Below are 24,954 nucleotides of genomic sequence, written 5' to 3'. Positions count from 1 at the left end.
TATTCAAGTTATTTCTTTATGAACACTGTAAAAAAATACCTACTTGATGTATTTTGCTCAATTAAACAAACAGAATTAGTATGGCTGTTAGTTCAAAACAAAAATAATTTAAATAATCTGAAGGAAATAAATGTTTATCACAAATTTGATAAGGATACTGGTGAAATTTTAAAAAATGTAGGAGATGTGAACTCTTCTATTTTGGAGATGGAGTTGAAGCTTAAAGAACTTAAATTTTCTTATGGTGCTTTGATTGAAGAAATTAATAAAAATGATAAATCATACGACTTTGGATTGCAAGTGAGACTATCCGAGATTGCGGAAAAGATTGAAGATTTGAATAAATCATTAACTATTCAGAAAGAAAGATTTATTCCTTTCAAAGGTCTTGTTTTTTTGAAGTTGATTTTTTTATCCACCCGCAAATCCAACTGACGGAAAATGGGTAAGCGTTCACTATTGAGTTGGGAATAATCATAAACCCCTTGTCCGGTGGTAAGATAATTCTGGGTAGAAGTGGGAATGTCAAATGGCGTATAAGGTTGCCCGCCTGCCAAACGATATTTTGCACCAATCGTCCAATCTTTATTGAATTTATAACCCATTGTCGCTGAAAACAGAAAACCATAATTCCAAGTTGAAGGGCGGTAAATGCCTTTTATCCCCGAAAATCCCGAATTATAAAGCGTTGCGCTCGCTACATAATACAAATGCTTCACTAATTTTTGTTGCACATAGGCTTCAACACCATAAGTGCGTCCTTTACCGATGGAAGCATAATGGTCATTTCCAACGGCTTCGTAATCTGTTCCAATATTGGCAAAAGAAATCCCTGTATTTAAAGACACCGGATAATGGTTGTAATCTTTGTAAAATGCGTTGAATGTAAAACGTAAATCATTTCTCGGAATAAATTCCGTTCCGATGGTGTAATGGATAGCGTTAATATATTTCAGGTTTTTGTTAACCAAAGTGCCTGAATTATTTTCATAGCCGAGCATAGTGTAAACCGGAATTTTATAATAGCTGCCCATCGATGCTGAAATATTCCATTCGCTATTGATTGAATAAGAAAAAGACAATCGAGGGGAAAGGGTTTTCAACGGATTTGAGCCTTTCTTTGTATAAGAATTTATATCTGCACGAACGCCGCCCGAAGCCAAAATTTTATTATTGAAAAAATATTTTGCGACTTCTGCATAAGCGCCAAACTTGAAAAAATCTATCGCAGATTGGCTTGAAAAAGTAACCGCAGGGCTAATGATATTTCCGTTATTGTCCTTTATTTCCTGTTTTACGGTATTAAAAATATCTGCGTCATATTTTACATATTGTGCGTCCAAACCGTAGCTGTATTTCCACCCGTTGACATATTTGTTGACATTCAATCGAAGTTGATTTTCCTTCTGATGACTTTTTAAAGTGAATAATTTTTTACCGCTTTCGGTTGCATTATTTTCATAGCGTGTATTCCCGTTATAAAATACGTCTCTGCTCAGCGCAATCGTATAATAACCATTGTTAATCAAATGCTTTAGTGAAGCCCCAACGGTGTACGTCCATTGCCTTATCAAAGGATTTGCCCGAATAATATACGCATTTTCCGCATTGGCATTTTGGGGAACGGCTAATTCAAAATGGTCGAGCGCACCGATTCCGAGAATGGTCAGTTGTGTCTTTTTGTTGAATTTGTGGTGGATTTTGAATTGTGAATCCCAATAATCCGGACGGATAGGCAAGTCCAAGAGTTGAAATAAATATTTAAGATAAGACCTTCTTACGGATGCGATGAAAGTTGTTTTTTTGTCTAAAGGACCTTCCAAAGTCGCTGCAACCTCACTGCCCGAAAGCCTTATATTTCCACCCAAATGATTGGGATTTCCGTTTCTGTCTTTTATGACAATCGTTGATGAAAGTGAATTGTCATATTTGGCATCAAAAGCCGATGAAGTTAATTGTACACTATTTATAAAAGAAACATTCAAAATGCCTGTTGCCCCACCACTTGCACCTTGTGTTTGAAAATGATTTAAAACAGGGATTTCAATCCCGTCCAAATAATACACATTTTCACTGGGACCACCGCCACGAACCAAAATATCATTTCTATTGGGCGTTGTTCCGCCCGACACACCCGGCAAAACCGAAATGACCCTTGAAACGTCAAAGTTACCGCCCGGATTTTCTTTTATTTCTACCGAAGTAAGCCGTTGCGTAGATAGTGGCGTAACCATATCCGTTGCCCGGACAGAATTATTATAATCGATAACGACTGCTTTTAATTGATGTGCTTGTGGCGTCATTTCAATTTGCAATTCTGTGGCATTTCCTGAACTTACATTGATGTTGTACAAATATTTAGTAGTGTAGACCAAAGTACTGGCAATCACTTGGTATTTGCCTACGGGAAGAGTGATTTTATAATAACCCGTGCTGTCTGTTATCGCTACCAAAGTATCTTTACCCATAAACTTAACTGGGGTAAATGGAAGCGTTTCTTGTGTATTTTTATTCTTTACAAAACCATTTACCATCCCTTTATTTTGAGCATAAGCAGGTATGCCGGCAAGAAAAATAAGACAGAAAAATAGAATGTTTCTGATAAATTGACTACATTTGTACAAATGTACACTTTTAGAGAGAAAAAGTACAAATACATACCAAATAAAATTTGAGATGAATAGTTTTCAGCTATTAAAGGTCTTGATGCAAGAATTGGAAGCCTATCAGGATAAGGCTAAGGATAAGAACGCACTTTCTTTGGATGAATTTATTTTATCGCTTACGCCTAATGTGGATTTGGACAATTTAAAAAACAATTTTGTAAAAAGCGCCACCTTAAAACCGGAAGAAAACCACCAAAGGGTTGAAAATAATATCGAAAGGGTCATTTCGCAGCACATACTCTTTATGTACCGCTATATCAAGTTTTATTCTAAAATGGTTTTTGCGGATAGCAAGATTAAAACCATTGAAGATTTTAGTTTTCTGATTACTTTAATGCAACAACCTGCCCTGCCCAAAACTGAATTAATCCGCCGAAACATTTATGAAAAAAGCAGCGGTGTGGAAGCCATTAACCGATTGATAAAATCCAAATTATTGGCTCAAAAACAAAACCCGGATGACAAAAGAAGTCAGCTTATCTTCTTAACTGACAGAGGACGTGCTGCACTTTTTCAAGTTTTCGGCAAAATGAATGATTTGGGGATTATTGCTTCCGGTGATTTATCTGATGCCGAAAAAAATGAATTGGCTATTCTGTTGAAAAAATTAGACCGATTCCATTTTGACAATTACAACAATGTAAATTCCAACCAATTGACCGATTACCTTCCCGAAAAAAAGAAAGCGTAATTGTTTAGTACAAAAAAATACTAAAATTATCCCTTTTTCAAACTTTAAGTGTATATTTGTTCCATAACCTATTTTATGGTACTTTTGTGTACCAATTAAATTGGGTATAGAAATTGGAATAAAAATATGCACAAAAAAATCGCCATTATAGGTTCGGGGTTTTCAGGTCTTTCTGCTGCGGCTTATTCGTCCAAAGCAGGGAATGAAGTCCACGTTTTTGAAAAACACAGCCAAGCCGGTGGCAGAGCAAGACAATTTAAAACCGAAAACGGCTATACTTTTGATATGGGACCAAGCTGGTACTGGATGCCAGATATTATCGAGAGTTTCTTTGCTGATTTTGAAACTACCACGGCTAATTTCTTTGAACTAAAAAGTTTAGACCCGCAATTTGAAATGGTGTTTTCAGATGAAAAAATAAGCGTTCCAAAACCCTTTGATGATTTAAAAATCCTTTTTGAAAAGATAGAAAAAGGAAGTGGTCAAAAACTGGAAAAATTTATGAAATCTGCTCGCTATAAATATGAAGTGGGAATGCAGGACTTTGTTAACAAGCCTTGCGATAGTTGGACGGAATTTATGTCGCCAAAAATTGCTCGAAGCGCATTAAAATTAGACTTGTTAACGAATTTCAGAAGTTATGTTTCCAAGTATTTTTCCAATCCAAAGTTAAAAGCCTTAATGGAATTTCCCGTGATTTTTCTCGGTGCTTCACCAAAAGAAATTCCCGCCTTATACAGTTTGATGAATTACGGCGGTTATGTGTTGGGTACGCATTATCCGATGGGTGGTTTTTATCAGTTGGTGCTTGCAATGAAAAAGGTTGCCGAAGCGCAAGGCGTAATTTTTCATTTTGATAGTGCGGTTGAAAAAATCGATGCTGAAAACGGTAAGGTAAGTTCATTAGAAATTAATGGACAAATTGAACATTTCGATGCGGTCATTGCTTCTTCGGATTATCACTATACCGAAAGTTTATTGCCTGAACAGTATAGAAATTATGATGAAGAATATTGGAAAAGCCGAACCTTTGCACCTTCCTGTTTGATTTATTATCTCGGATTTTCTCAACGAATCCCCAATCTTCAACACCACACTTTATTTTTCGAGTACGATTTTGATGAACACATATCTTCCATTTATGAAAAGAAAAAATGGCCTGAAAAGCCTTTGTTTTATGCCTGTTGTCCGTCCAAAACCGACCCGAATGTAGCGCCAAAAGGTCACGAAAATATCTTTTTATTGATGCCGATTGCTACCGGATTGAAAGAAGAAGAAACTTACCGAGAGAAATATTTTCACGAAATGATTCAACGCTTGGAAAAGCATACAGGAACTTCCAATCTCTTATCCAAGATAGATTACAAAAGAAGTTATTGCGCTCAAGATTTTTATAAAGACTATAATGCCTATCAGGGAAATGCCTACGGATTGGCAAATACGCTCAAACAAACGGCTGTTTTAAAACCCAAAATCAAGAACAAAAAGCTAAAGAATTTATTTTATACCGGGCAACTTACCGTTCCGGGGCCGGGTGTGCCGCCGTCTATTATTTCAGGAAGAATCGTGGCAAAAGAAGTCAATAAACTTAAAAATGTACGCTATGAAAAGACTGTATGATGAATTGGCGTACGATGTGAGTAAGCGGACGACCAAAAAATATAGTACGAGTTTTTCTTTGGGGATTTTGGCATTAAAACCTACTATCAGAAACGCCATTTATGCCGTTTACGGATTTGTTCGATTAGCGGACGAAATTGTGGACAGTTTCCACGATTACGATAAAGCTGGATTGCTGAACCAATTCAAAGCCGAAACGCACCAAGCCATAAGAAGCGGTATTTCGATAAATCCGATTTTACAATCCTTTCAGGAAACGGTAAACAAGTATCAAATAGACCTGAAATTGATTGACGATTTTTTGTACAGTATGGAAATGGACTTGAATCCGATGGTTTATGATATGGAAAGCTACGATGAATACATTTTTGGTTCTGCCGAAGTAGTCGGGTTAATGTGTTTGCAGGTTTTTACGCAAGGCGACAAAGAAATGTACAAGCAACTCAAACCATACGCGCAAAAGTTAGGTTCAGCCTTTCAAAAAGTAAATTTTCTGCGGGATTTAAAAGATGATTATCAGCTTTTGGGGCGTACTTATTTCCCGAATGTAAATATGGAATGTTTTGACAATAATTGTAAATGTGAAATCGAAAGAGAAATTGAATTGGAATTTAAAGAAGCTTTAATTGGTATCAAAATGCTGCCCGAGTCCGCACGCTTTGGGGTGTATTTGGCGTATCGGTATTATTTGGCGTTGTTTCACAAAATTAAAAATACGCCTGCCCATAAAATTATAAACCAACGGGTACGTATTCCAAACAGTAAAAAATTAATGCTGACGATGCACACTTATTTACGTTTTAAAACAGCTTTTTTATGATGAAAAATACAGTTGTTCTACTATTTTTTGGATTAATCCTGTATTCTCAAACTGCTTTTGGGCAGAATATTAATTATATCCGTGCAAATTATGAAAAAGCAACGACCGATAAAACGGTTTGCCAATCATTAATTAAAGATTTGGGCAATGAAAAAATAAGTAATCTTGAATTGGCATATCTTGGAGCGTTGGAAACGATTTGGGCAAAATATGTCGGCAATCCCTTTTCCAAATTAAGTACTTTCAACAAGGGAAAAGAAAAATTAGAAAAAGCCGTAAAAAATGCACCCGATAATCTTGAAATCCGTTATTTGCGATTATCGGTACAGAAAAATGCACCTTCTATTTTGGGTTATGATAAGGCTATAAAAACAGATGTGGAATTTTTGAGAAAAAATATCGGAAGGGTCGAATTGGCTGCTTTAAGAAATCGGATTGAGCAATTATTAAAAGGTTGAAATGAAACAGTATTTGTACAGAACACAGCAACTGAGTTGCGATATTGAAACGGCTTGGAACTTCTTTTCTTCGCCATACAATCTTTCCAAAATCACCCCAAAGAATATGGGTTTTGTGGTGTTGACCGATTTGAAAGATGATGCAATGCAGGAAGGGATGGAAATAGAATATAAAGTAACGCCGTTGTTTGGTATTCCGATGAAATGGAAAACAAAAATTACACAAGTTGATTTGTACAAGAGTTTTACGGATTTTCAGGAGAAAGGACCTTACAAATTATGGAATCACCACCACGAATTTATGGAAAATAAGGATGGTGTTTTGATGAAAGATAACCTGACTTACGAAATGCCTTATGGTGTTTTAGGGCAGTTGGCTCATTCCTTAATCGTTAAGAAAAAATTGAAACGCATTTTTGATTACCGTTATCAAGTATTAGAAGAACTAATTAATAAAAAGGAAAACAAAATATGAAATTTCTAATTGTCATAGCGGTATTTATAGCGATGGAAGGCGCCACTTGGTTTATCCATAAATACATTATGCACGGCATTTTGTGGGTATTGCACAAAGACCACCACGACCACAGCAATACGGGGCCGATGGAAAAAAATGACTACTTCTTCGTGATTTTTGCCTTGCCAACCATTGCCTTAATGTATTTTGGTTCGCTGGAAAATTTTAATTACCTGTTTTTTATTGGCTTGGGCATTATGCTTTACGGAATGGCTTACTTCTTGGTTCACGATATTTTTATACACCAAAGAATGCACGTTTTCCGCAAAACAAACAATCCGTATTTTATGGCTATTCGGCGTGGACACAAACAACACCACAAGCACCTTGGAAAAGAAGATGGCGAATGTTTCGGCTTTCTATTTGTGCCATTCAAATATTTCAGGATGTATTTTAAGAACAAAAACGGATGATGCACTACACCTATATATTGATTGATTTTTTAACGGTTGTTGTCTGTTTCGCTTTTTCGTTTCACCCGAAAATACGTTTTGACAAACACTTTTTGGCGTTTCTGAAAGCAAGCGTTTTAGTCGCCGTTCCTTTTATAATTTGGGACGCTTTGTTTACCAAATTTGGTATTTGGTGGTTCAATACCGATTATACTTTGGGGCTAACTATTTTTGGCTTACCGATAGAAGAAGTGCTATTTTTTATCTGTATCCCGTTTGCGTGTGTGTTTACATTTTTCTGTTTGGATAAGTTTTTCAAACTGGATTGGGCAAATGCCTTTAACAACACAATCGTTTTTGTCGGTGTGATTGTTTGTGTTCTATCAGCACTTTTGTTTTACGATAAAATGTACACTTTCGTTACGGCAGTTGCTGCCACTTTAGTACTTGTTTATTTGCATTTTATAGCCAATGTCGAATGGATTGGCAAAGCTTCTTTGGTCTATCTTATTTTGATGTTGGGCTTTTTTCCCGTCAATGGCATTTTGACCGGAAGCGGATTGCCGTCTGCGGTTGTCAATTACAATCCGAATGAATTTTTGGTAATCCGAATGTTTACTATTCCGATAGAAGATGCGGTTTACGGTTACACACAATTTTTGCTCGTGCTTTACTTTTTCAAAATGTTTCAAAAAGAGAAAGTCAGTTTCAAATCTAAATATGCTATAAAATGAAAAAGACACTTCAAATATTGAATGGAATAGCGGCTGTTTCCACAATAGCAATGGGCTATTTGTCCAACACCGGAATTTTCAACGGAAAGACGATGGCAAGTGTATCTGCGGAATATCAAACCCTGTTTACCCCTGCGGGTTATGCCTTTTCGATATGGGGATTGATTTATTTGAGTTTGTTGGGCTTTGTGATTTATTACGGTTTCAGTTTATTTAAAGCCAATATAAAAGAAGACAACACCGTAAAAGAAGTTGGGTGGTGGTTTTTCATTTCCTGCCTTGCCAACAGCCTTTGGGTGGTGGTATGGCTTTATGAATACACGCTGATTTCGGTTTTTTTAATGATTGTATTGTTGTTTTCTCTACTGAAAATCGTGGTAAAAACGAAAATGGAACTGCATAATGCACCCTTAAAAAAGTTTCTGTTTCTCTTTTGGCCTTTTTGCATTTATTCCGGTTGGGTTTCTGTTGCGCTCATTGCCGACATTGCAGCTTATTTAACGAAAATTGGTTGGAATGGATTTGGGCTTTCAGAAACGATTTGGGCAGTTATTATGATTGTGGTAGCTGCGGTAGTGCATATTTTTATGATTTGGAAACGCAATATGCGGGAATTTGCTTTGGTCTTGGTTTGGTCGTTAATTGCTATTGCCGTTGCCAATCAAAACGGAAATACTACGGTAGTTTGGGTAGCGATTATTATAGCAATCATTGTGTTTATCAATATAGCCATTCACGGTTATCAGAATAGGAAAAGCAATCCATTTTTACAAAGGAGTTCAAAATGAAACAAAAAATCACGATATTTTGGTTCAGACGAGATTTGCGTTTGGAAGATAATGTGGGATTGTCAAAGGCATTGAATTCCGGATTTCCGGTGTTGCCCATTTTTATTTTCGACACGAATATTTTAGGGAAATTGGAAAATAAGAAAGACCGCCGGGTAGATTATATTCAGCAAGTTTTACAAAGTGTAAATGTTGAATTTAAAGAAAAAGGAAGTGCGCTGAAAACATTCTTTGATGAACCGATGATGGTTTTTAAAACTTTGTCTGAAAATTATAATATCCAAGCCGTTTATTGCAACCGTGATTATGAACCGGAAGCCATAAAAAGAGACACGGAAGTTTATCAATATTTCAAGGACAAACATATTCCGTTTAAAGCCTGTAAAGACCAGGTTATTTTCGATAAAAATGAAGTGGTCAAAAATGACGGAACACCCTACACCGTTTATACGCCGTATGCCAAAAAATGGCAAGAAAGGTTACAAAAGAAAGATTATGAATCCGTAAAAATGAATTGGAAAAACCTATTACAGCAGGGTTTTTCAACTATTCATTCTGTAGAAGTTATTGGGTTTGGAAAAACGGATATGGTTTTTAAAAGACCTACTTTGGAAAGTTCGATTATTGACAGTTACGGTAAAACACGGGATTTCCCGACTGAGAATGGAACGACACGTTTGGGTATGGCCTTGCGGTTTGGTACAATCAGTATTCGCCATTGTGTGGCTTTTGCTTTGGAACACAATAGAACCTGGCTATCGGAATTGATTTGGCGGGAATTTTTTATGCAAATTCTCTATCATTTTCCCAAAGTAGTTACCCATTCATTTAAAGCGAAGTATGATTTTATCGAATGGCGCAACAATGAAAAGGAATTTGAATTGTGGTGCAACGGGAAAACCGGATTTCCAATGGTGGATGCCGGAATGCGGGAATTAAACCAAACGGGATATATGCACAATCGGGTACGGATGGTGGTCGCAAGTTTTTTGGTAAAAGATTTGCTGATTGACTGGCGTTGGGGCCAAGCCTATTTTGCCGAAAAGCTCAATGATTACGATTTGTCCGCCAATAATGGAAATTGGCAATGGGCCGCAGGTTGTGGCTGTGATGCCGCCCCTTATTTTCGGATTTTCAACCCCACCTCCCAAATACAAAAGTTTGACAAGGATTTTGAATACATCAAAAATGGATTCCTGAATTTAATACAGAAAAATACTTTGCACCTATGGTCAATCATAAAGAAGCAAGGGAACGAACTTTGGAAGCCTATAAAAAAGCAGTAAAATGAACAACTCAAAACAAATGTCCATATTGGGCTGTGGTTGGTTGGGATTGCCCTTGGGCAAAAAACTTGTCGCTTCGGGTTATCAAGTGAAAGGAAGTATAAGGCAAGAAAAGAAAATTTTCGGACTTAAAAATGCCGGTATTCAGGCTTACCTTTTGGGTATTGGTGCTGAAAAAATAAAAGGCGATTTTGCACAATTTTTGGAAGGTACTGAAATACTCATTATTGCTATTCCACCGGGATTAAGAAAACAACCTGCCGAAAATTTTGTGGATAAGATAAAAGCAATTTTGCCCCACATTGAACAATCCGATGTAAAAAAAGTGCTTTTCATCAGTTCTACTTCTGTTTATGCCGACGATAATACCATTGTAGCAGAAGATACAATCCCTTTGCCGGAAACTGAATCAGGAAAACAGCTTTTGGCAACGGAGCAACTTTTAAAAAGCAACAATCATTTTCAAACTACCATTTTACGTTTTGGCGGATTAATTGGCTCTGATAGGCATCCGATAAATTTTTTGGCAGGAAAAAAAGATTTGAAGAATCCCGATGCCCCTGTTAATTTGATTCACCTTGATGATTGCATCCACATCATCAGAAAAATCATCGAAGAGAATATATGGAATGAGACTTTTAATGCCGTTGCGCCATTTCACCCAACGAGAGAAGAATATTATACTGACCAAGCGAAATCAAAGGGATTAAAGATACCCGTCTTTATCCAAAACATTCCTATTCAAGGCAAAACAGTAAGCAGTCAAAAGGTTCAGGATGTATTAAAATACCGATTTATCAGAAACGTTTTATAGATAAATTTCAAGAAATCATATTTATGGATAGAAATAAAGTAGTTTTGGTAGATGAAAATGATTTGGCACTGGGTGAAATGAACAAGCTGGAAGCACACAAAAAGGGAAACTTCATCGTGCATTTTCTGTTTTTATTTTCAATTATAATAACGAAATGCTGCTTCACCAAAGGGCTGATAAAAAGTATCACGGTGGCGGATTGTGGACAAATGCCTGTTGCTCTCACCCACAAATGAGCGAAGATATTAAAGAGAGCGCTTCGGAACGATTGCGATATGAAATGGGCTTGAAGTGTGAGTTGACAAAGCTGTTTTCGTTCGTTTATAAAAAAGCAGTTGAAAATGATTTGATTGAACACGAATTTGACCACGTTTTTATTGGTTTTACCAATCAAAGCCCAAAACCCAATAATGATGAAGTGAAAACTTATAAATGGGTCGAACCGGAATGGTTGCAAAGTGATATAAAAAGCAATCCCAATAGCTACACTTCCTGGTTTAAAATGGCATTGCCCAAAGTGCTTGTCCATTTAAAAGAATCCGTATGAAAAAAATACTATTGGCAGGCAGCACCGGATTTATCGGGAAACATTTAATTTCCTACTTAACGGAAAACGGATATGAACTTTCTGTATTGACAAGAAGAAGATTGAAAGACACGCCAAATGTAAAGTACTTTCAATGGGATGTCGAAAAAGGATTTATTGATGATAAGGCATTTGAAAATGTAGATACCATTATCAACTTAACCGGTGCAAATATTGGCGTTAAACGATGGATAGAAAAACGAAAAAAAGAGATTGTAAACAGTCGGGTTGATTCTATTAATTTGCTATATGACTATGTTTCCAAAGATCATTATCCGATAAAGAGTTTCATTTCTGCTTCTGCAACAGGGTATTATGGTGCAGTTACTACCGACCAAATTTTTACCGAAGAATCAAAATCCGGGAATGACTTTTTGGCTTCCGTAAGCCAAAAATGGGAAGATACGGCTCGGCAGTTTGAAAACATAGGTTGTCGGCTTGTAATTTTACGACAAGGCGTAGTATTGGGGAAAGATAGCGGTATATATCAAAAAATGACGTCGCTGGCAAGTAAAGGCATTAATCCAGCGGTCGGAAATGGCAAACAATATTTACCTTGGATTGATGTTAGGGATTTAGTCAGATTGTATGCCTTTGCGTTAGAAAATGAAGTGATTAAAGGTGTTTTTAATGCCGTTTCTTCCGAGCAGATTACGATGAATGAATTTGCTCAAAAATTGTCTAAATCAATCGATAAAAATAGCATTTTACCCAATGCGCCTTCTTTTCTGGTTAGGTTAGCTTTGGGCGAAATGTCGAGTATGGTCTTGGAAGGTTCAAGGGTAAGTAATCAGAAGATAAAGGAATCAGACTTTACGTTTTTGTATGATAATTTAGAAAAGTCTTTGCAGTAGTGCGGTTGGAAAAATTATCTTTTACCATTTGTGCTTTGTGCAATGGATTTGTACGAAATGCGAAACATTCATGAACACCAATAAAAAAAATCGTTTACGGCATTTCTTCCATTATTATGATAGGGGTAGTAAGGAGCCTAAAGCCACTTACGCACGAATTGCGCCCGGATGGTTCGGCGTATAATTCTTTTCCTTCCGGACATACCGTCACGGCTTTTTCGGCTGCCGAATGGTTGCGTATTGAATATGGATACAAATAGCCCTGGATTGATTTTGCAGGCTATGCCGTAGCCACTTTCATTGGTGTATTACGGGTTTACAATAACCGGCATTGCGTTCCTGATGTGGCAGCCGGATCTGCCTTGGGATTTTTGTGTACAGGAGTAGCTTATGCCATTAACTCGTGGATAAAAGCACACATTTTCCATAGTCATTATGATTACACCGCTGATTATTAATAGAAGATTTGACTCTTTCGTTCATAGCGTTTTATTAGTTGAATTCAGATATAGACAGTTTACTTCGAATCGAATTACTGCATTTTTTATACATATTATCCCTGCTGCACCAAATGCCGTAAGTTAGGGTCATTCTTTATCCGATCCATTTCGCTTATAACAATATTCAGGATGTCTGATTTTATCTGTTTGTAATTACTTTCAATTTCCTGCTTCATCTTATCCGCGCCGTGTTCATTTACAAAAGACAAGATTTGCGGTATTTGCTGATAGGCTTTTGTTTCGGTTTTAACAGCGGTTAAGAACGATACCACCTACCACCAAAAAACAATACCACCTGATTTTGGTCAATTGATGACATTCTTGTTTTCAGTGGTCAAAATGGCAGTATGATTGATTGACCTGCTAATAGTATTGCTAAAATGATCAAGCCATTTCGATTATATATTCAAAGTGTATTGATTGCCATAACCTTACAAATAACTCAATTAGCTTTCATGGTAAAAGAAAATTTAGTGACCTTACAGGTCACTAATGGCTGTAGTCATGATCAAATCCTTTATCTGTCAGCAATGCGGTAAATCTGCCGCCCGTAATCCCCGTTTAAAAAGTGAACAGCATTACTGTTCTGACCACGATTGTCAAAAGGCACGTATGCGTAACTGGAAGCACAGTAAGTATGCAACGGATGCGGCTTACCAAGAGAAGTGCAAAGAGCAACGAGAAGGCTGGCGGAAGGATCGTCATGCAGACCAGTACCAAAAACAATACAGAGAACAGCATCCTGCGTACGTCAGCCGCAACCGAGCCCAACAAAAGGCCCGTAACGTAAAACATAAAGAAAAGATAGCCTCCGCCGTCATCAAAAAATCGTCCCTGGTGCTCCAAGCCCGGGACGATGGGAGCCAAACGGTATCATTGGTCAATATGGACTTAATGATTAAGAGGAGCGCCTTAACTGCCTTAACTGGTTGATATATAAAATATTAAGTTTGTCTTCCAGAGGCAAAAAATTGTAAAGAGGAACGCGTTAGCCTCGTAACTGACTGATAAATAGCATATTAAAATTTGTTTGCTCAATGTTCAAAAATTGTAAAGAGGAACGCGTTATCACACAATTGACTGATATACAGCCCTTAATACGCATCTAATCTAATACCTCAAAAAAATTGTAAAGAGGAACGCGTTAGTTATTCAACTAATTGATATACTGTATGTTAGATACGATTACCGCTAAAATGCCCATTATTGTAAAGAGGAACGCGATTGTACAGTTTTTTTTACCTCCCTACTTTTACCAGCGTAAAATACACGCTCAATGAAGGCCCATTTACAAGACGTATCAATAGATAATTTTGACTTATCCCTTTCCAGACTGCGGATTAGCAAGCCTAATCAGGTAACTGATGTTGAGATACGAATGACCAAACAGGGCCAGCTTCAGCCATTGGCTGTGCGCCAGGCAAATGGCAGGTATCAGATTATTGATGGATTCAAACGCTATTATGCTGCCATGGAAATGGCACTTAATACGCTTCAGTGTTATATACTGGATGTCGATTTGCAATAGGCCAAGATCCTAGCATTGAGTTTTAACCAAGCTGGCCGATCCATGGATATCTGGGAAGAAGCTATGATATTGTCCGATCTTGCCAGCAGTCATGGCCTCAGTCAGAAAAGTCTCGCAAAGCTCACCGGTTATAGCCGCAGCTGGATAAGCCGCCGTCTATCCTTAATCGGTAAACTATCGGAAGCGCTTATTACTGAAATTAGAATGAATACGCTCAGTAGTACACATGCAAGAGCATTGATAAAGTTGCCGCGCGGCAACCAAATGGAGGTAGCAGATGTAATCACACACTGGAAACTCTCCAGTCGCCAGTGTGATCTACTAGTGGAAGCATACCTGAAAGCGACAGACCGCACTGAACAGCAACATTTGCTAGTCCATCCGGAACTGACACTTACCGAAGAGCCCCCAACCTTTCCCTGTTCACACTATGATCCAGAACTGAGTGACTTTGGCAATGAACTTATGAACGGGACCAGGGAGGCATTATCATTCATTGAGTTTATGCTTTGTGAGCTTGGAGCTGAGCAAATAAACAGATTGGTAGAAACCGAAAAGGCTATTGCAGTCTCAGAGCTGACTACGCTAAGTGGCGCTATTCAAAAGTTAATAAAGACCATTTCCGATTTACAAAAACATAAACCTATAGAGCATCATGATAGATGAGTATCTGGAAAATATAGTGATTACGCTCCATGCCAATAATGGCTGGCCTATCCGGAAGATATCGCGTGAACTTAGTATCTCTCGAAGTCGCATACGCCGTATGCTGCAATCCAATACAGCTCTCCGCGATAAGCCTACTGAAGTAAATATCCCTGTAAAAACCCATCGTGCAAGTAAACTTGATCCTTATAAGGACTTTGTTGTCTCACTGATGGAAAAACACCCAAAAATTACTGCGCAGCGGGTATTTGAGCACTTGGTAGAAAAAGGCTATGATGGAGGAATTTCCATCTGTAGATATCTTGTCAGAGCGCTCCGTGGCGCGGGAAGCAAAGAGCCGATTAAGATGGTTGAGACGGATCCAGGCCAGCTTGCCGTGCATGACTGGTCCGATTACAATATTTGTTTTACAGAAAACGTAAAAAAAGAGAAGGTCACCTTTTTTAGTTACATATTAGGGTACTCTCGCCGTCAGTACATCGCCGTGGTGGACGATAAGACGCAGCAGACACTCTTTCGATCTTTAATAGCAGCCTTTATCTACATGGACGGTGTCCCGCGTGAGATTAGGGCAGATAATCAGAAGGCCTGCGTAGACCATTGGGAGCCCGGAAGACCCGTCTTTAACCGTAAGTATTTGGAGTTTGCTACCTGGTACCGCTTCACCCCCAAGACGATTTCGCCCAGGCGGCCAGTGGAAAACCTCAAAATCGAACGGCCGTTCTGGTATCTGGAGCTGAGCTTCCTTAATGGGCGGGAGTTTAAGGATAGAGAGGATCTAAAGAATCAACTGCAGGAGTGGCTCACCCAGGTAAATGATGTCCGTATCCATGGCACCACAAAGAAAAGGCCTATAGACCTATATACCGAGGAACATCCTTATCAACAAACATTACCCACGGCCCACTTTGACACCGCACTGATTACCCATAAGGTGGTCAATCAGGAATCATGTATATACTGGGAGAGCTATCAGTATGTGGTACCTCCAAAATATATGTTTGAGCTTTGCTGTGTTCGCATTACAGCAGACCATATGATGGTTTATGCTCCAACAGGGGAACAGATAGCCTGTCATCCTTTGGCAGAGAAAGGCCGTAAGGAACGCTATGTAGGAGATCATAAACGCTCCCAAAACAAACCCGAACTGTCCGTCGTCGATGTAATCCACAGACTTGAAAGTTTTTCTCCGGATATGGCTGAGTATATCGAACAAATCAAGCGCCACAATCCCACATCCTGGCGGCATCATCTTAGACGCCTTTTAGCCCTAAGAGTTAACTACCGTGTAGAAGATATCCTGGTGGCTGTCAGACGAGCATCGGGCTACAAAGTTTTTGAATCCGGCGCCATCGAAAGATTCTTGGAAAATAACTCGGAACCACGTTACAGTATCAAGCTAACATTTAAACCCAACGATAATGAATAAAGGAAAAAATAAAACTCTTCAGCAGAAAGAGCAGTTCACGGAAAACTGTCGTTACCTTGGACTTAAAGTTCTTGCAGAGCAATATCAACAGATGGTTGACAAAGCTAATAGCGATAACAATATGGGGTATTTTGAGTTTATTCAGGCCATCATACAGACTGAGTCTGCAGCCAAGAAACAAAGACAAATTGAGTACCTGATTAGTGGTAGCAAACTCCCGCAGCCTCTGAAGTTGCTCGGAGATTTTGACTTCGACTTTCAGCCAAATCTTGATCGCAGGCTTATTATGGATCTCGCCTCTTTACAGTTCTTGGAAAAAAATCAATCAATCCTGCTCACCAGCACCAACAACGGTGTAGGTAAAAGCCATATCGCCAGAAGCCTGGCTTTGTTAGCCTGTCAAAATGGACATAAAACTTTATATACCACCTGTAGCGATCTTATATTAGATTTGAATCAGGGTGTTTTCGAAAAAACCCTGGAGAAGCGAATGAAAAAATACACGAATCCTGAGCTTTTGGTCGTGGACGAGATGGGCAACGATAGGCTTGAGCTTCAAATAGTTAAAGAGGCACATCTGCTTTTTAAAGTCATCGACCAACGCTACAATGATAATAAATCATTGATCTTTACCACCAATGTTGAAGAAGCAGACTGGGCAGAGTTTTTAGGAGACCCTATTACCACCTCTGCTATACTCGACAGGATCTATCATAATTCAGTTATCATAAGAATTAAAGGCGAAAGTTACCGTAGATTCCAAAGTGAGCAGCTGCAGAAGGAGTATGGTGTGCAAAATAACGAAGGCAAACCTGAGCAATAAGTCCTCAGATCGTTCAACATTGGGGCATGTCGAGTAGGCAGGTAGCGATTAGTTCGTTACCTGCCTACTCACACCTACAGTAGGTGCGAATCAGTATACAACGGCTCCATCGTCATTCTGTCCACCTCTGTGGACCTTTTGTTGCTGACAACATTCTAAAAGGCCACATTTAAGTTCTCTTTTGCCAGAACCTGCATAATAAATCGAGTGTCTTCAGGGTTGGGCTTATCCGTTATGGGAACTACAGGATTCTCCCCAGATGCGATGCACTTCTCCATCGGTGATTTTACTTGCACAATGGATGAAGATTTTGGTCTCTTCTATTATACTTCTTTGTGTTGTTTCTTAATAGCTCCCCCTTTAATTAATGATGCAGACCTTCGTCCCTTCCGTGAGTCCGCCCTTCGTTACCATCTATGGTTGACCGGCTCGCTTCGGGCTTCTACTGGCTTCTGCTATCTCTCTTTGATGTTGCCATCGGAATTGCTCCGGCTCAGTATACCTCCCGGTCCTAACACTGGCGGGATTGCAAATTTACGACGGTAAGATTAACCTCTTTCACCCTTATGCCCACCGCATTTACCACATACCTTTCCTTGTAAGTGTAGGACTTTAGAGTTATTAGCCTCCTCATCCAGATATGTGGCCTGACATACAGGAACCGTATGTCAGGCCAGCGTTTTGTCTTCACCTTACTTCAGATTCTCAGTCACCCGGGACACCCTTGGCGTTCGACTCATATTCCCAAGGGCTTACGAAGGCTTTTTACCTCATAGATTTGCACCACTCTGGGGTATAAAAAAGTCGACAACCTAGGTTATCGACTTTTTTATACCCCAGATATCACGCATAACCAATCATTTAGTCTAAATGCCTGTTCTTCCTGCATTGTTGCGTGTTTTACCCTAGGATTTGCACATCTGAAGATTCACCACAAACAGCCAAATTGGCACCTTCTAGAACACACGTCACATCAATGATTCAGAAGAGTGGTATCATTTATTGGTGTTTGGTGGTAAACTTTATGGCTGGTGTCTAAATACAATAAGAGTTTTTTAAGTGAAGTCTTTAATATTACTCCCAATAGTACTACTATGGCATCTCTTATTAAAGATTTAGGGCGTAACAGACAACCTATTGTAGATTACATGAAACAGATCTCGGGAGACGATCCGTTAGTTTTGATGGATGCAACCTCAATTGTGTCTTACTCAGATAATCTTACGAGAGTAAAAAATGGAATAACAACAGATAGCACTTTTGAGCCAATATTTAACCTGTTATATTTTTATTGCCCTGACAACTATATGCCAGCATATTATCGTCTTTTTGATGGGAATCTAAAGGATGTAACTATGGTCACTATGGCATTACAGGAGAGTGGCTACAAGAACGCACTTATAATCGCCGATAAAGGGTTCTACTCTGCAGCTAATATCAAATTACTTGAAAATGCCAATCTACAATACATCATTCCATTAAAAAGAAACAGTACACTTATTAAAAAGACAAGATTTAAAAAAATGAAAGACTCTATAAATAAATTTATATTTGAAGATAGGGTCATTTGCTTTGATAGTTATTCTGTTCCCGGTAAAAAGAAAATATATTTGTATATTGACGAAGTATTAATGATGGCCGAAAGTAGGGATTATACTAAAAGAATGAAAAATCACCCAGAAAACTACAACGAAATTAAGTTCAAGGAGCAGTCACTCAATTTTGGTAGTTTCGCTATAATTACAAACAGGTTAGACGACGCTGAAGAAGTATATATTAATTACAAAAGTAGATGTGGAGTTGAACTACTGTTTGATGGTGTAAAAAACATCCTAGGCAATGATTATACTTATATGCATGATGATCATGCCCTTGAAGGTTGGATGTTTATTAATCATTTGGCATTGCAGGTACACCATAAGATCTATAGGTTTCTAAAGGAGAAGCAATTATTATCCAAATATTCTATAAGAGACTTTATAGAATATTTGGTAGCTATAAGAAAAGTTAAGGTGAATGATGAATGGGTCCTTGAGCCGGCCATCGATAAACAGATGAAAATGTTAAAGGATTTAAGTATATCTATTCCCTAATAATAAAAGTTATAGTTTAATGAGCAATTCGACTGGTGGAAGCCCTACTGACCAGTGGATCGGAAACAGTTATAATATACGACCAGAAGTCGCAGATCAGCTGAGCGCCGGTTATTTTAAGTCAATCAATGGAAATGCTTATGAACTAAGTGCGGGGATCTATTATAAACTCATGCAAAATCAGATCGATTATAAGGATGGCGTAGACCTTAATACGACTCCTGATGTAGAACGTGAACTTCTGTTTGGCAAGGGTAGGGCATATGGCCTTGAGGTTATGTTATAAAAATAGACGGGAAGGCTGACAGGATGGGTAGGCTACACACTCTCTAAGACTGAGAGGAAATTCAAGGTATTAATGAAGGTCAATGGTATAACGCAAAACAAGACCGGACGCACGATTTGTCAATTGTCGGCATTTATAAGCTTTCCCCCCGTTGGGTACTGTCAGGCACGTTTGTATATAATACTGGCAATGCGGTAATTTTTCTTACGGGAAAGTATATGGTGAATAATATGGTGATTTATCAGTATGCCAAACGAAATGCAGATAGAATGGCCGCGACCCACCGTTTGGATTTTAGTGCAACTTATGAAAGGCCAAAGAAGGGCAAGGTGCACAGCTCCTGGAGCTTTGGTCTATATAATGTGTATGGTCGCCAAAATCCTTATAGCCTCACATTTAAAGAGAATAAAATCGATCCACAAAAAATTGATGCGGTACAAACCTCGCTGTTCCGTTGGATACCCAGTGTAACATATAATTTTAATTTTTAATTTCTTTTACTTAAACAATGATGAAAACAATCCTAAATATGCTGTTCATAGCCATGGTATTGGCAAGTTGCGAGAAAGTGGTCGCCCTGCGTTATAAAGATAATCAATCAAGGATAGTTATTGAGGGTAATATCACGGATCAAAAAAGCCCTTATTTTGTAAAGGTTATTAAATCCATCCGTTTACCCTCAACAGGAAGCTATCCGACTATTGATAACGCAACTGTGACCTTAAATGATGATAAAGGAAACTCAGAGGATTTAACGCCCATGGGCAATGGTTTATACCGTAGCAATAAGATTGATGGTCATCCAGGAAATACTTATAACCTGACCTTAAATGCTGAAGGGCAGGTCTATACTGCGCAAAGTAGTATGCCCCAGAAGGTGCCATTTGACTCTATTGAAATAGAGGAAGTTATGGTGACTGGTGAAACTGAATTTAATGTAATTCCAAATATCTGGATCCCGTCCGCAATGACAATAATTATAGATTCGTACTTTTAGTCAATGGCAAACTTATTAATCAACATTTTATCATGGATGATTTAATGAGAAATGGCCTTGAAAATACAGAGCGGCTTGAAATTAACGACGACGACCTGAAGTTAAAACGAGGTGATTCGCTCTGCATTCAAATGGAGTGCATAGATCAAAATGTCGCTTTATATTATAAAGCACTTGCCTTAATGGCTGACAGTGGCCCAGGTGGCGGGACGACACCTAACAATCCTCCCAATAACATATCCAATGGTGCACTTGGGGTGTTCTCTGCTCATACAGTAGAAACTAGAGCGGCGCAAATTCCTAAGCATTAATTTATTTTGGTTAAGATAATTATATTTTAAAATAAACTAATTTGAAGGATCGGCCTGCTGAAAAATACCCCGAAGTCTGATACCTGTTTGCGGCAAATCTAAAACTGGCTCAATCGGCGTGGCCAAGTGACCGAGATCCAGTTTGTAAAATTGCCACCTTCAGGTATTAAAGTGACTGTGTTTACTTTTCTTTTGACATTCGGAAATGCTAGAAAAAACAATTTTAATAATGCGTATTCTTTGTGGAAAGCCTAATTTATAATAATTTGTTTTAATATTTGACTGTGGCCTACTTTAACGGATATTCTTTGCATTAACAATTCGCTCGACTTCACCAGGCTATTTGCGAAGGGGTTGAGTGGTTGACAGCTTAAATATCTTTCTGCCTGATTTTTAATTTGCAGTGCTGCCTGTTATTTGTAATCCCAATTTGGCCAGTTTCAACAGCTTTTTTAAGTTCAAAAATATCTGATAATAATATATATGAACACTATCCAAACATGCTTTTTTGCTCGCTAATCAGCATAAAACGCAGTGAAAGGTGCTGGTTATTAAAGGGTTTTGTATTAAATTATCGTAATCAAACTATTAAGAAAGTTCATTTTATCTGGATTGGTAACATTAAGGTAACAGTCAGGTAATATTGGAGTAACACTGTGACGATTTCTTTGTATCAAATTTATGAATCGAATGAATCGAATAGGTATTTACCTAATGGTTAGTGTATTTTCTATCATAAGCGCCATTTCCGGTGTAAATGGCCAGATAATTAGCGGAAACGACTCCAGTTTTGCCGCAGGTATTCCTAAGACGGGGCATTTATGGGGTATGCCTTTGGGGACTATGCAACAAAAGCACATAGTGATTCTTTGAATAGAGGAGGTGCGAACCAATATACAGGCGTCGCAAAAAATGAAAATGCATTCGCCTTTAGGCGCATCTATCTTGGCTATGATTATAATATCTCCAAAAAGTTTTTCACAGAAATCCTTTTAGCTGCTGAGGATAATATTACCCACACTAGCGGTGATGGCGCTAAAACCGCGTCTGGAGACCTACTCAGCAATAATAAGTATACATTTTATATAAAGTATGCCAATGTTCATTGGAAGGACATTTGGACAGGTACGGAGTTGATTATCGGGCAGTCAATGACACCGGCATTTTCCGCTACTTCAGAGAAGGTCTGGGGCTACAGGAGTGTGGAAAGGACCATTGCCGATATAAGACGCACCCCTTCATTTGATTTAGGGGTCTCTTTAAGGGGGCGTTTTGATAAAGCTGCAAAGTATGGTTATGATCTGATGGTGGGCAACGGCAATGGGGCCGTACCCGAAAATAATAAGTTTAAGAAGTTTTACGGGGATTTATGGGCGAAATTATTGAACAAAAAACTAACACTCCAATTATACGCAGACTATGAAAGGTTACAGTGGACCAGTCAGTGGCACCACGAAACAAATATGATCAAAGCATTTGTGGGCTATACGGATAAAGCATATGCAGTGGGGGTTGAAGGGTTTTTAAATCACGGGAAAAACGATGTGGCTGGCATAAATGCAAGTAATCGTGATACGTTAAATGCAGATGCACTTGGCCTCTCTATATTTGGACGCGCAACCGTTATACCCGGCAAGTTAGCCGCCTTCTCAAGAATTGATTTTTTTAACCCTGATCGACATTATGAGGCAGATAAATATGAAAGCTATCAAGGGTTTTCTTCTCATTATGAACCTAATACAAAAGAGAAATTTGTAACAGCTGGCTTAGATTTTACCCCGGTCAGTAATGTCCATATCATTCCTAATATATGGTATAATAGTTATGAAGGACAACAGGCGGGCCTGGTGGGCGCTCGTAAACATGATTATGATCTGGTTTACCGGGTAAGTTTCAATTATGTATTTGGCAAATAATCCTCATTTAATGCGTTGTCACTGAAGGTAGAACAAGAATAAATAATAGAAGTAAACGACCAAATAAGAAAAAATAAAAAAAAGAAAATAAAAAAACAATGAAAAACTTAAAATTTAAATCAGCAAAATCGGCAATGCTAGCCTTAGTGGCAGCCGTTGCCCTTTCTGCTTGTGGTACAGGGAACTCAAGTTCAGGTATTATTGGCGCAGGTAGTTCCTTTGACAATCCTTTGTTCTCTAAGATGTTTTCCGTATATCATGATTCTACCAAAATACAGGTAAATTATCAATCTGTAGGTTCGGGAGCAGGTATATCTCAATTGACACACAAAACCATTGATTTTGGTGCCTCTGATGCGCCTATGAACGAGGAACAAATGAAAGCGGTTCAAGGCGATGTGCTTCATATTCCAGTGACCGCTGGGGCAGTAGTGGTTAGTTATAACCTTCCTGGCTTTACCGAAACGCTCAGGTTCACACCAGAAATCGTAGCCGCCATGTTTTTAGGCAAGATTAAAAAGTGGAATGATCCATTAATTGCAGCCGCAAATCCAGATGTAAAACTGCCAACAACCGATTTAGTGGTGGCTCACCGTTCAGATGGTAGTGGTACTACGGCTATTTTCACATCGTATTTGGCTAAAGTTAGTCCAGATTGGCTTAGTAAGGTTGGAACAGGTACGTCTGTTAACTGGCCAATTGGCTTAGGCGGAAAAGGCAACGAAGGTGTTTCTGGTCTTATTAAACAGACGCCGGGTTGCGTTGGCTATATTGAACTGGCTTATGCCATTCAAAACCATATGTCTTATGCGATAATTCAAAATAAGGCCGGCAATTATATAACGCCGTCGATTCAAAGCGTAACAGCTGCCGCTGATATTGAGATCCCTGCGGATGGCAAGGTATTACTTACTAATACAGAGGCTGCAACTGGTTATCCTATTGCTGGATTCTCATGGGTGTTGATCTATAAAGAGCAAAACTATAATAACCGTACCCAGGAGCAGGCCACACAATTATTGCAACTGGTGAACTGGATGATTCATAGCGGGCAGCAATATAGCAGTAAACTGGATTATGCACCGCTTTCTAAAGCAGCGGTATCTACAGGTGAAGCCATTTTAAAATCTGCCACTTATAACGGGCGGCCTATTTTAAAATAAAGGATGGCCTTTAATGTATAAGGAAGTAAACAGGGCCTTTATAAGTAGGTCGTATGCAGCACAAGCCACGCAAAAACAATTGAAAAATGGATTCAATTATTAAAAACACAAATCAAGCACCACAGGGGCAAACCATCTTCGAGGCTAAAGCGAATGCTAGGTCAAATAGCAAAAGGTTACTGCAGCCTAGTCGTATCCGTAGGGGCATCAAAGGAGAAACGTTTTTTAAACATACGTTGTCTTTTACGGGGATACTGCTTATTCTAATTGTCTTTGGGATTTTAGCGACCCTGTTTTATCAATCCATTCCAGCCATGAACGCCTTAGGAGCAAGGTTTTTTGGACCAGTACCTGGAATCCGGTGGCCAATATATTTGGCGCATTACCATTTTTAGCAGGGACACTCATCACTTCTTTTTTGGCACTCATTATTTCAATACCTTTTTCAATTGCCATCGCCGTTTTCTTGGGGGAATACTTTCCTAAGGGCGTTTTTTCCAATTTTATAAAAAATACAATTGATCTGATCGCCGCAGTGCCTTCCGTTATTTTTGGCTTCTGGGGATTTTTGTACTGGTGCCTATTATTCGGATGCTGGAAATGAAATTTGGGATCATGCCTAACGGAGTTGGTTTGTTTTCTGCTGCATTGATCCTGGCTATTATGATTATTCCCTATGCTGCCTCACTAGGGACTACCATGTTGCGCATGGTACCCGCTTCTTTAAAAGAAGGGGCGTATGCACTTGGCGCGACCAGATGGGAAGTTTTACGTAAAGTGATCATCCCTTATTCTAAATCTGGCCTGTTTGCCGGTATCCTTTTGTCCCTGGGTAGAGCCATCGGTGAGACCATGGCTGTTACCATGCTAATTGGTAACGCGAATTTTTTACCTAAAAGCATTTTCGCACCAGGTAATACAATGGCTAGTGTCATCGCCAATGAATTTACAGAAGCCGACAATCCTGTTTACGTATCGGCTTTGATCGAAATGGGTTTATTCCTTTTTTGGTAACT

31 protein-coding genes are annotated in these 24,954 nt (G+C 38.8%); 28 read left to right on the top strand and 3 right to left on the bottom strand.

Annotated features, from left to right (window positions below; all coding sequences use genetic code 11):
* The first annotated feature begins 18 nt into the window (after positions 1-18).
* Entirely contained in the window at positions 19-435 is a 417-nt protein-coding gene (locus FSB73_RS21715) for a hypothetical protein (RefSeq protein ID WP_146787186.1), read from the top strand.
* Here the strand turns inward: FSB73_RS21715 and FSB73_RS21710 are convergent.
* Positions 357-2,534: a TonB-dependent receptor gene (locus FSB73_RS21710; RefSeq protein WP_146787183.1), complete on the bottom strand. Its 2,178-nt coding sequence runs from the start codon at positions 2,532-2,534 to the stop codon at positions 357-359. The two genes, FSB73_RS21715 and FSB73_RS21710, sit on opposite strands and share 79 nt — an antisense overlap.
* A gap of 142 nt (positions 2,535-2,676) precedes the next feature.
* Here FSB73_RS21710 and FSB73_RS21705 point away from each other — a divergent pair, with 142 nt between their 5' ends.
* The 19 genes from FSB73_RS21705 to istB all read left to right on the top strand — a co-directional run bounded on the left by FSB73_RS21705 (position 2,677) and on the right by istB (position 17,172).
* Entirely contained in the window at positions 2,677-3,357 is a 681-nt protein-coding gene (locus FSB73_RS21705) for a MarR family winged helix-turn-helix transcriptional regulator (protein ID WP_146787180.1), read from the top strand.
* 126 nt (positions 3,358-3,483) lie between these two features.
* Entirely contained in the window at positions 3,484-4,977 is a 1,494-nt protein-coding gene (locus FSB73_RS21700; protein WP_146787177.1) for a phytoene desaturase family protein, read from the top strand.
* Positions 4,961-5,797: a phytoene/squalene synthase family protein gene (locus FSB73_RS21695; RefSeq protein ID WP_146787174.1), complete on the top strand. Its 837-nt coding sequence runs from the start codon at positions 4,961-4,963 to the stop codon at positions 5,795-5,797. Before FSB73_RS21700 ends, FSB73_RS21695 begins: the two co-directional genes overlap by 17 nt.
* A complete protein-coding gene (locus FSB73_RS21690) occupies positions 5,794-6,255 on the top strand; it encodes a hypothetical protein (protein ID WP_146787171.1) in 462 nt (153 codons plus the stop codon). The genes FSB73_RS21695 and FSB73_RS21690 overlap by 4 nt, the downstream gene beginning before the upstream one ends.
* A 1-nt stretch (position 6,256) precedes the next feature.
* On the top strand, positions 6,257-6,730 hold the full coding sequence (locus tag FSB73_RS21685; protein WP_146787168.1) for an SRPBCC family protein: 474 nt from the start codon (positions 6,257-6,259) through the stop codon (positions 6,728-6,730).
* Positions 6,727-7,185: a sterol desaturase family protein gene (locus tag FSB73_RS21680; RefSeq protein WP_146787165.1), complete on the top strand. Its 459-nt coding sequence runs from the start codon at positions 6,727-6,729 to the stop codon at positions 7,183-7,185. The genes FSB73_RS21685 and FSB73_RS21680 overlap by 4 nt, the downstream gene beginning before the upstream one ends.
* The gene (locus tag FSB73_RS21675; protein ID WP_146787162.1) at positions 7,182-7,898 is read left to right on the top strand and encodes a lycopene cyclase domain-containing protein; all 717 of its coding nucleotides are present in this window, start codon (positions 7,182-7,184) and stop codon (positions 7,896-7,898) included. The genes FSB73_RS21680 and FSB73_RS21675 overlap by 4 nt, the downstream gene beginning before the upstream one ends.
* Positions 7,895-8,686: a tryptophan-rich sensory protein gene (locus FSB73_RS21670; protein ID WP_146787159.1), complete on the top strand. Its 792-nt coding sequence runs from the start codon at positions 7,895-7,897 to the stop codon at positions 8,684-8,686. The genes FSB73_RS21675 and FSB73_RS21670 overlap by 4 nt, the downstream gene beginning before the upstream one ends.
* On the top strand, positions 8,683-9,972 hold the full coding sequence (locus FSB73_RS21665; protein ID WP_225974262.1) for a cryptochrome/photolyase family protein: 1,290 nt from the start codon (positions 8,683-8,685) through the stop codon (positions 9,970-9,972). Before FSB73_RS21670 ends, FSB73_RS21665 begins: the two co-directional genes overlap by 4 nt.
* Before the next feature lies 1 nt (position 9,973).
* A complete protein-coding gene (locus tag FSB73_RS21660; protein WP_146787155.1) occupies positions 9,974-10,786 on the top strand; it encodes an SDR family oxidoreductase in 813 nt (270 codons plus the stop codon).
* A gap of 23 nt (positions 10,787-10,809) precedes the next feature.
* Positions 10,810-11,022, top strand: coding sequence for a hypothetical protein (locus FSB73_RS25900; protein ID WP_225974261.1), 213 nt, complete (start codon positions 10,810-10,812; stop codon positions 11,020-11,022).
* Entirely contained in the window at positions 10,941-11,333 is a 393-nt protein-coding gene (locus FSB73_RS21655) for an isopentenyl-diphosphate Delta-isomerase (protein ID WP_262712419.1), read from the top strand. The genes FSB73_RS25900 and FSB73_RS21655 overlap by 82 nt, the downstream gene beginning before the upstream one ends.
* On the top strand, positions 11,330-12,226 hold the full coding sequence (locus FSB73_RS21650) for a TIGR01777 family oxidoreductase (RefSeq protein ID WP_146787151.1): 897 nt from the start codon (positions 11,330-11,332) through the stop codon (positions 12,224-12,226). Before FSB73_RS21655 ends, FSB73_RS21650 begins: the two co-directional genes overlap by 4 nt.
* Positions 12,227-12,492: 266 nt before the next feature.
* On the top strand, positions 12,493-12,684 hold the full coding sequence (locus tag FSB73_RS27850; RefSeq protein WP_394344861.1) for a phosphatase PAP2 family protein: 192 nt from the start codon (positions 12,493-12,495) through the stop codon (positions 12,682-12,684).
* Between the two features lie 534 nt (positions 12,685-13,218).
* Entirely contained in the window at positions 13,219-13,659 is a 441-nt protein-coding gene (locus tag FSB73_RS21640; RefSeq protein WP_146787147.1) for a hypothetical protein, read from the top strand.
* Positions 13,660-14,002: 343 nt separating this feature from the next.
* Positions 14,003-14,254: a ParB/RepB/Spo0J family partition protein gene (locus tag FSB73_RS21635; RefSeq protein ID WP_146787144.1), complete on the top strand. Its 252-nt coding sequence runs from the start codon at positions 14,003-14,005 to the stop codon at positions 14,252-14,254.
* Between the two features lie 15 nt (positions 14,255-14,269).
* A complete protein-coding gene (locus FSB73_RS21630; RefSeq protein WP_146787141.1) occupies positions 14,270-14,920 on the top strand; it encodes a ParB/RepB/Spo0J family partition protein in 651 nt (216 codons plus the stop codon).
* Positions 14,910-16,349, top strand: coding sequence for an IS21 family transposase (istA, locus tag FSB73_RS21625; protein WP_146787139.1), 1,440 nt, complete (start codon positions 14,910-14,912; stop codon positions 16,347-16,349). The genes FSB73_RS21630 and istA overlap by 11 nt, the downstream gene beginning before the upstream one ends.
* Positions 16,342-17,172: an IS21-like element helper ATPase IstB gene (gene istB, locus FSB73_RS21620; protein WP_146787136.1), complete on the top strand. Its 831-nt coding sequence runs from the start codon at positions 16,342-16,344 to the stop codon at positions 17,170-17,172. Before istA ends, istB begins: the two co-directional genes overlap by 8 nt.
* A 155-nt stretch (positions 17,173-17,327) precedes the next feature.
* Here the strand turns inward: istB and FSB73_RS27115 are convergent, their stop codons facing one another.
* Positions 17,328-17,450, bottom strand: coding sequence for a hypothetical protein (locus tag FSB73_RS27115; RefSeq protein WP_262712418.1), 123 nt, complete (start codon positions 17,448-17,450; stop codon positions 17,328-17,330).
* Between the two features lie 753 nt (positions 17,451-18,203).
* Between FSB73_RS27115 and FSB73_RS21615 the strand changes: the two genes are divergently transcribed.
* The 7 genes from FSB73_RS21615 (at position 18,204) to pstS (ending at position 23,938) form a co-directional block, all read left to right on the top strand.
* A complete protein-coding gene (locus FSB73_RS21615; RefSeq protein ID WP_146787133.1) occupies positions 18,204-19,265 on the top strand; it encodes a transposase in 1,062 nt (353 codons plus the stop codon).
* 19 nt (positions 19,266-19,284) lie between these two features.
* Positions 19,285-19,551 carry a TonB-dependent receptor gene (locus FSB73_RS23420; RefSeq protein ID WP_158639661.1) on the top strand — a complete coding sequence of 89 codons (267 nt, stop codon included), beginning with the start codon at positions 19,285-19,287 and terminating at the stop codon, positions 19,549-19,551.
* Between the two features lie 218 nt (positions 19,552-19,769).
* The gene (locus FSB73_RS23415) at positions 19,770-20,042 is read left to right on the top strand and encodes a hypothetical protein (RefSeq protein WP_158639660.1); all 273 of its coding nucleotides are present in this window, start codon (positions 19,770-19,772) and stop codon (positions 20,040-20,042) included.
* 17 nt (positions 20,043-20,059) lie between these two features.
* Positions 20,060-20,548 (top strand): DUF4249 family protein, encoded by a 489-nt coding sequence (locus FSB73_RS21605; protein WP_146787130.1) that lies wholly within the window; start codon positions 20,060-20,062, stop codon positions 20,546-20,548.
* Positions 20,549-20,580: 32 nt separating this feature from the next.
* A complete protein-coding gene (locus tag FSB73_RS21600) occupies positions 20,581-20,859 on the top strand; it encodes a hypothetical protein (protein WP_146787127.1) in 279 nt (92 codons plus the stop codon).
* A gap of 821 nt (positions 20,860-21,680) precedes the next feature.
* Positions 21,681-22,775 carry a hypothetical protein gene (locus tag FSB73_RS21595; protein WP_146787124.1) on the top strand — a complete coding sequence of 365 codons (1,095 nt, stop codon included), beginning with the start codon at positions 21,681-21,683 and terminating at the stop codon, positions 22,773-22,775.
* Positions 22,776-22,873: 98 nt separating this feature from the next.
* On the top strand, positions 22,874-23,938 hold the full coding sequence (gene pstS / locus FSB73_RS21590) for a phosphate ABC transporter substrate-binding protein PstS (protein WP_146787121.1): 1,065 nt from the start codon (positions 22,874-22,876) through the stop codon (positions 23,936-23,938).
* 258 nt (positions 23,939-24,196) lie between these two features.
* Here the strand turns inward: pstS and FSB73_RS25895 are convergent, their stop codons facing one another.
* A complete protein-coding gene (locus FSB73_RS25895) occupies positions 24,197-24,439 on the bottom strand; it encodes a hypothetical protein (protein WP_225974260.1) in 243 nt (80 codons plus the stop codon).
* A 114-nt stretch (positions 24,440-24,553) separates the two neighbouring features.
* Between FSB73_RS25895 and FSB73_RS25890 the strand changes: the two genes are divergently transcribed.
* Positions 24,554-24,952, top strand: a complete 399-nt coding sequence (locus tag FSB73_RS25890; protein WP_394344812.1) for a PstC family ABC transporter permease — start codon at positions 24,554-24,556, stop codon at positions 24,950-24,952.
* Positions 24,953-24,954: the final 2 nt, after the last annotated feature.

This window comes from Arachidicoccus ginsenosidivorans, from assembly GCF_007971385.1.
In the GTDB taxonomy this organism is placed as follows: domain Bacteria; phylum Bacteroidota; class Bacteroidia; order Chitinophagales; family Chitinophagaceae; genus Arachidicoccus; species Arachidicoccus ginsenosidivorans.
This window is presented reverse-complemented; position numbering and strand designations above follow the sequence as displayed.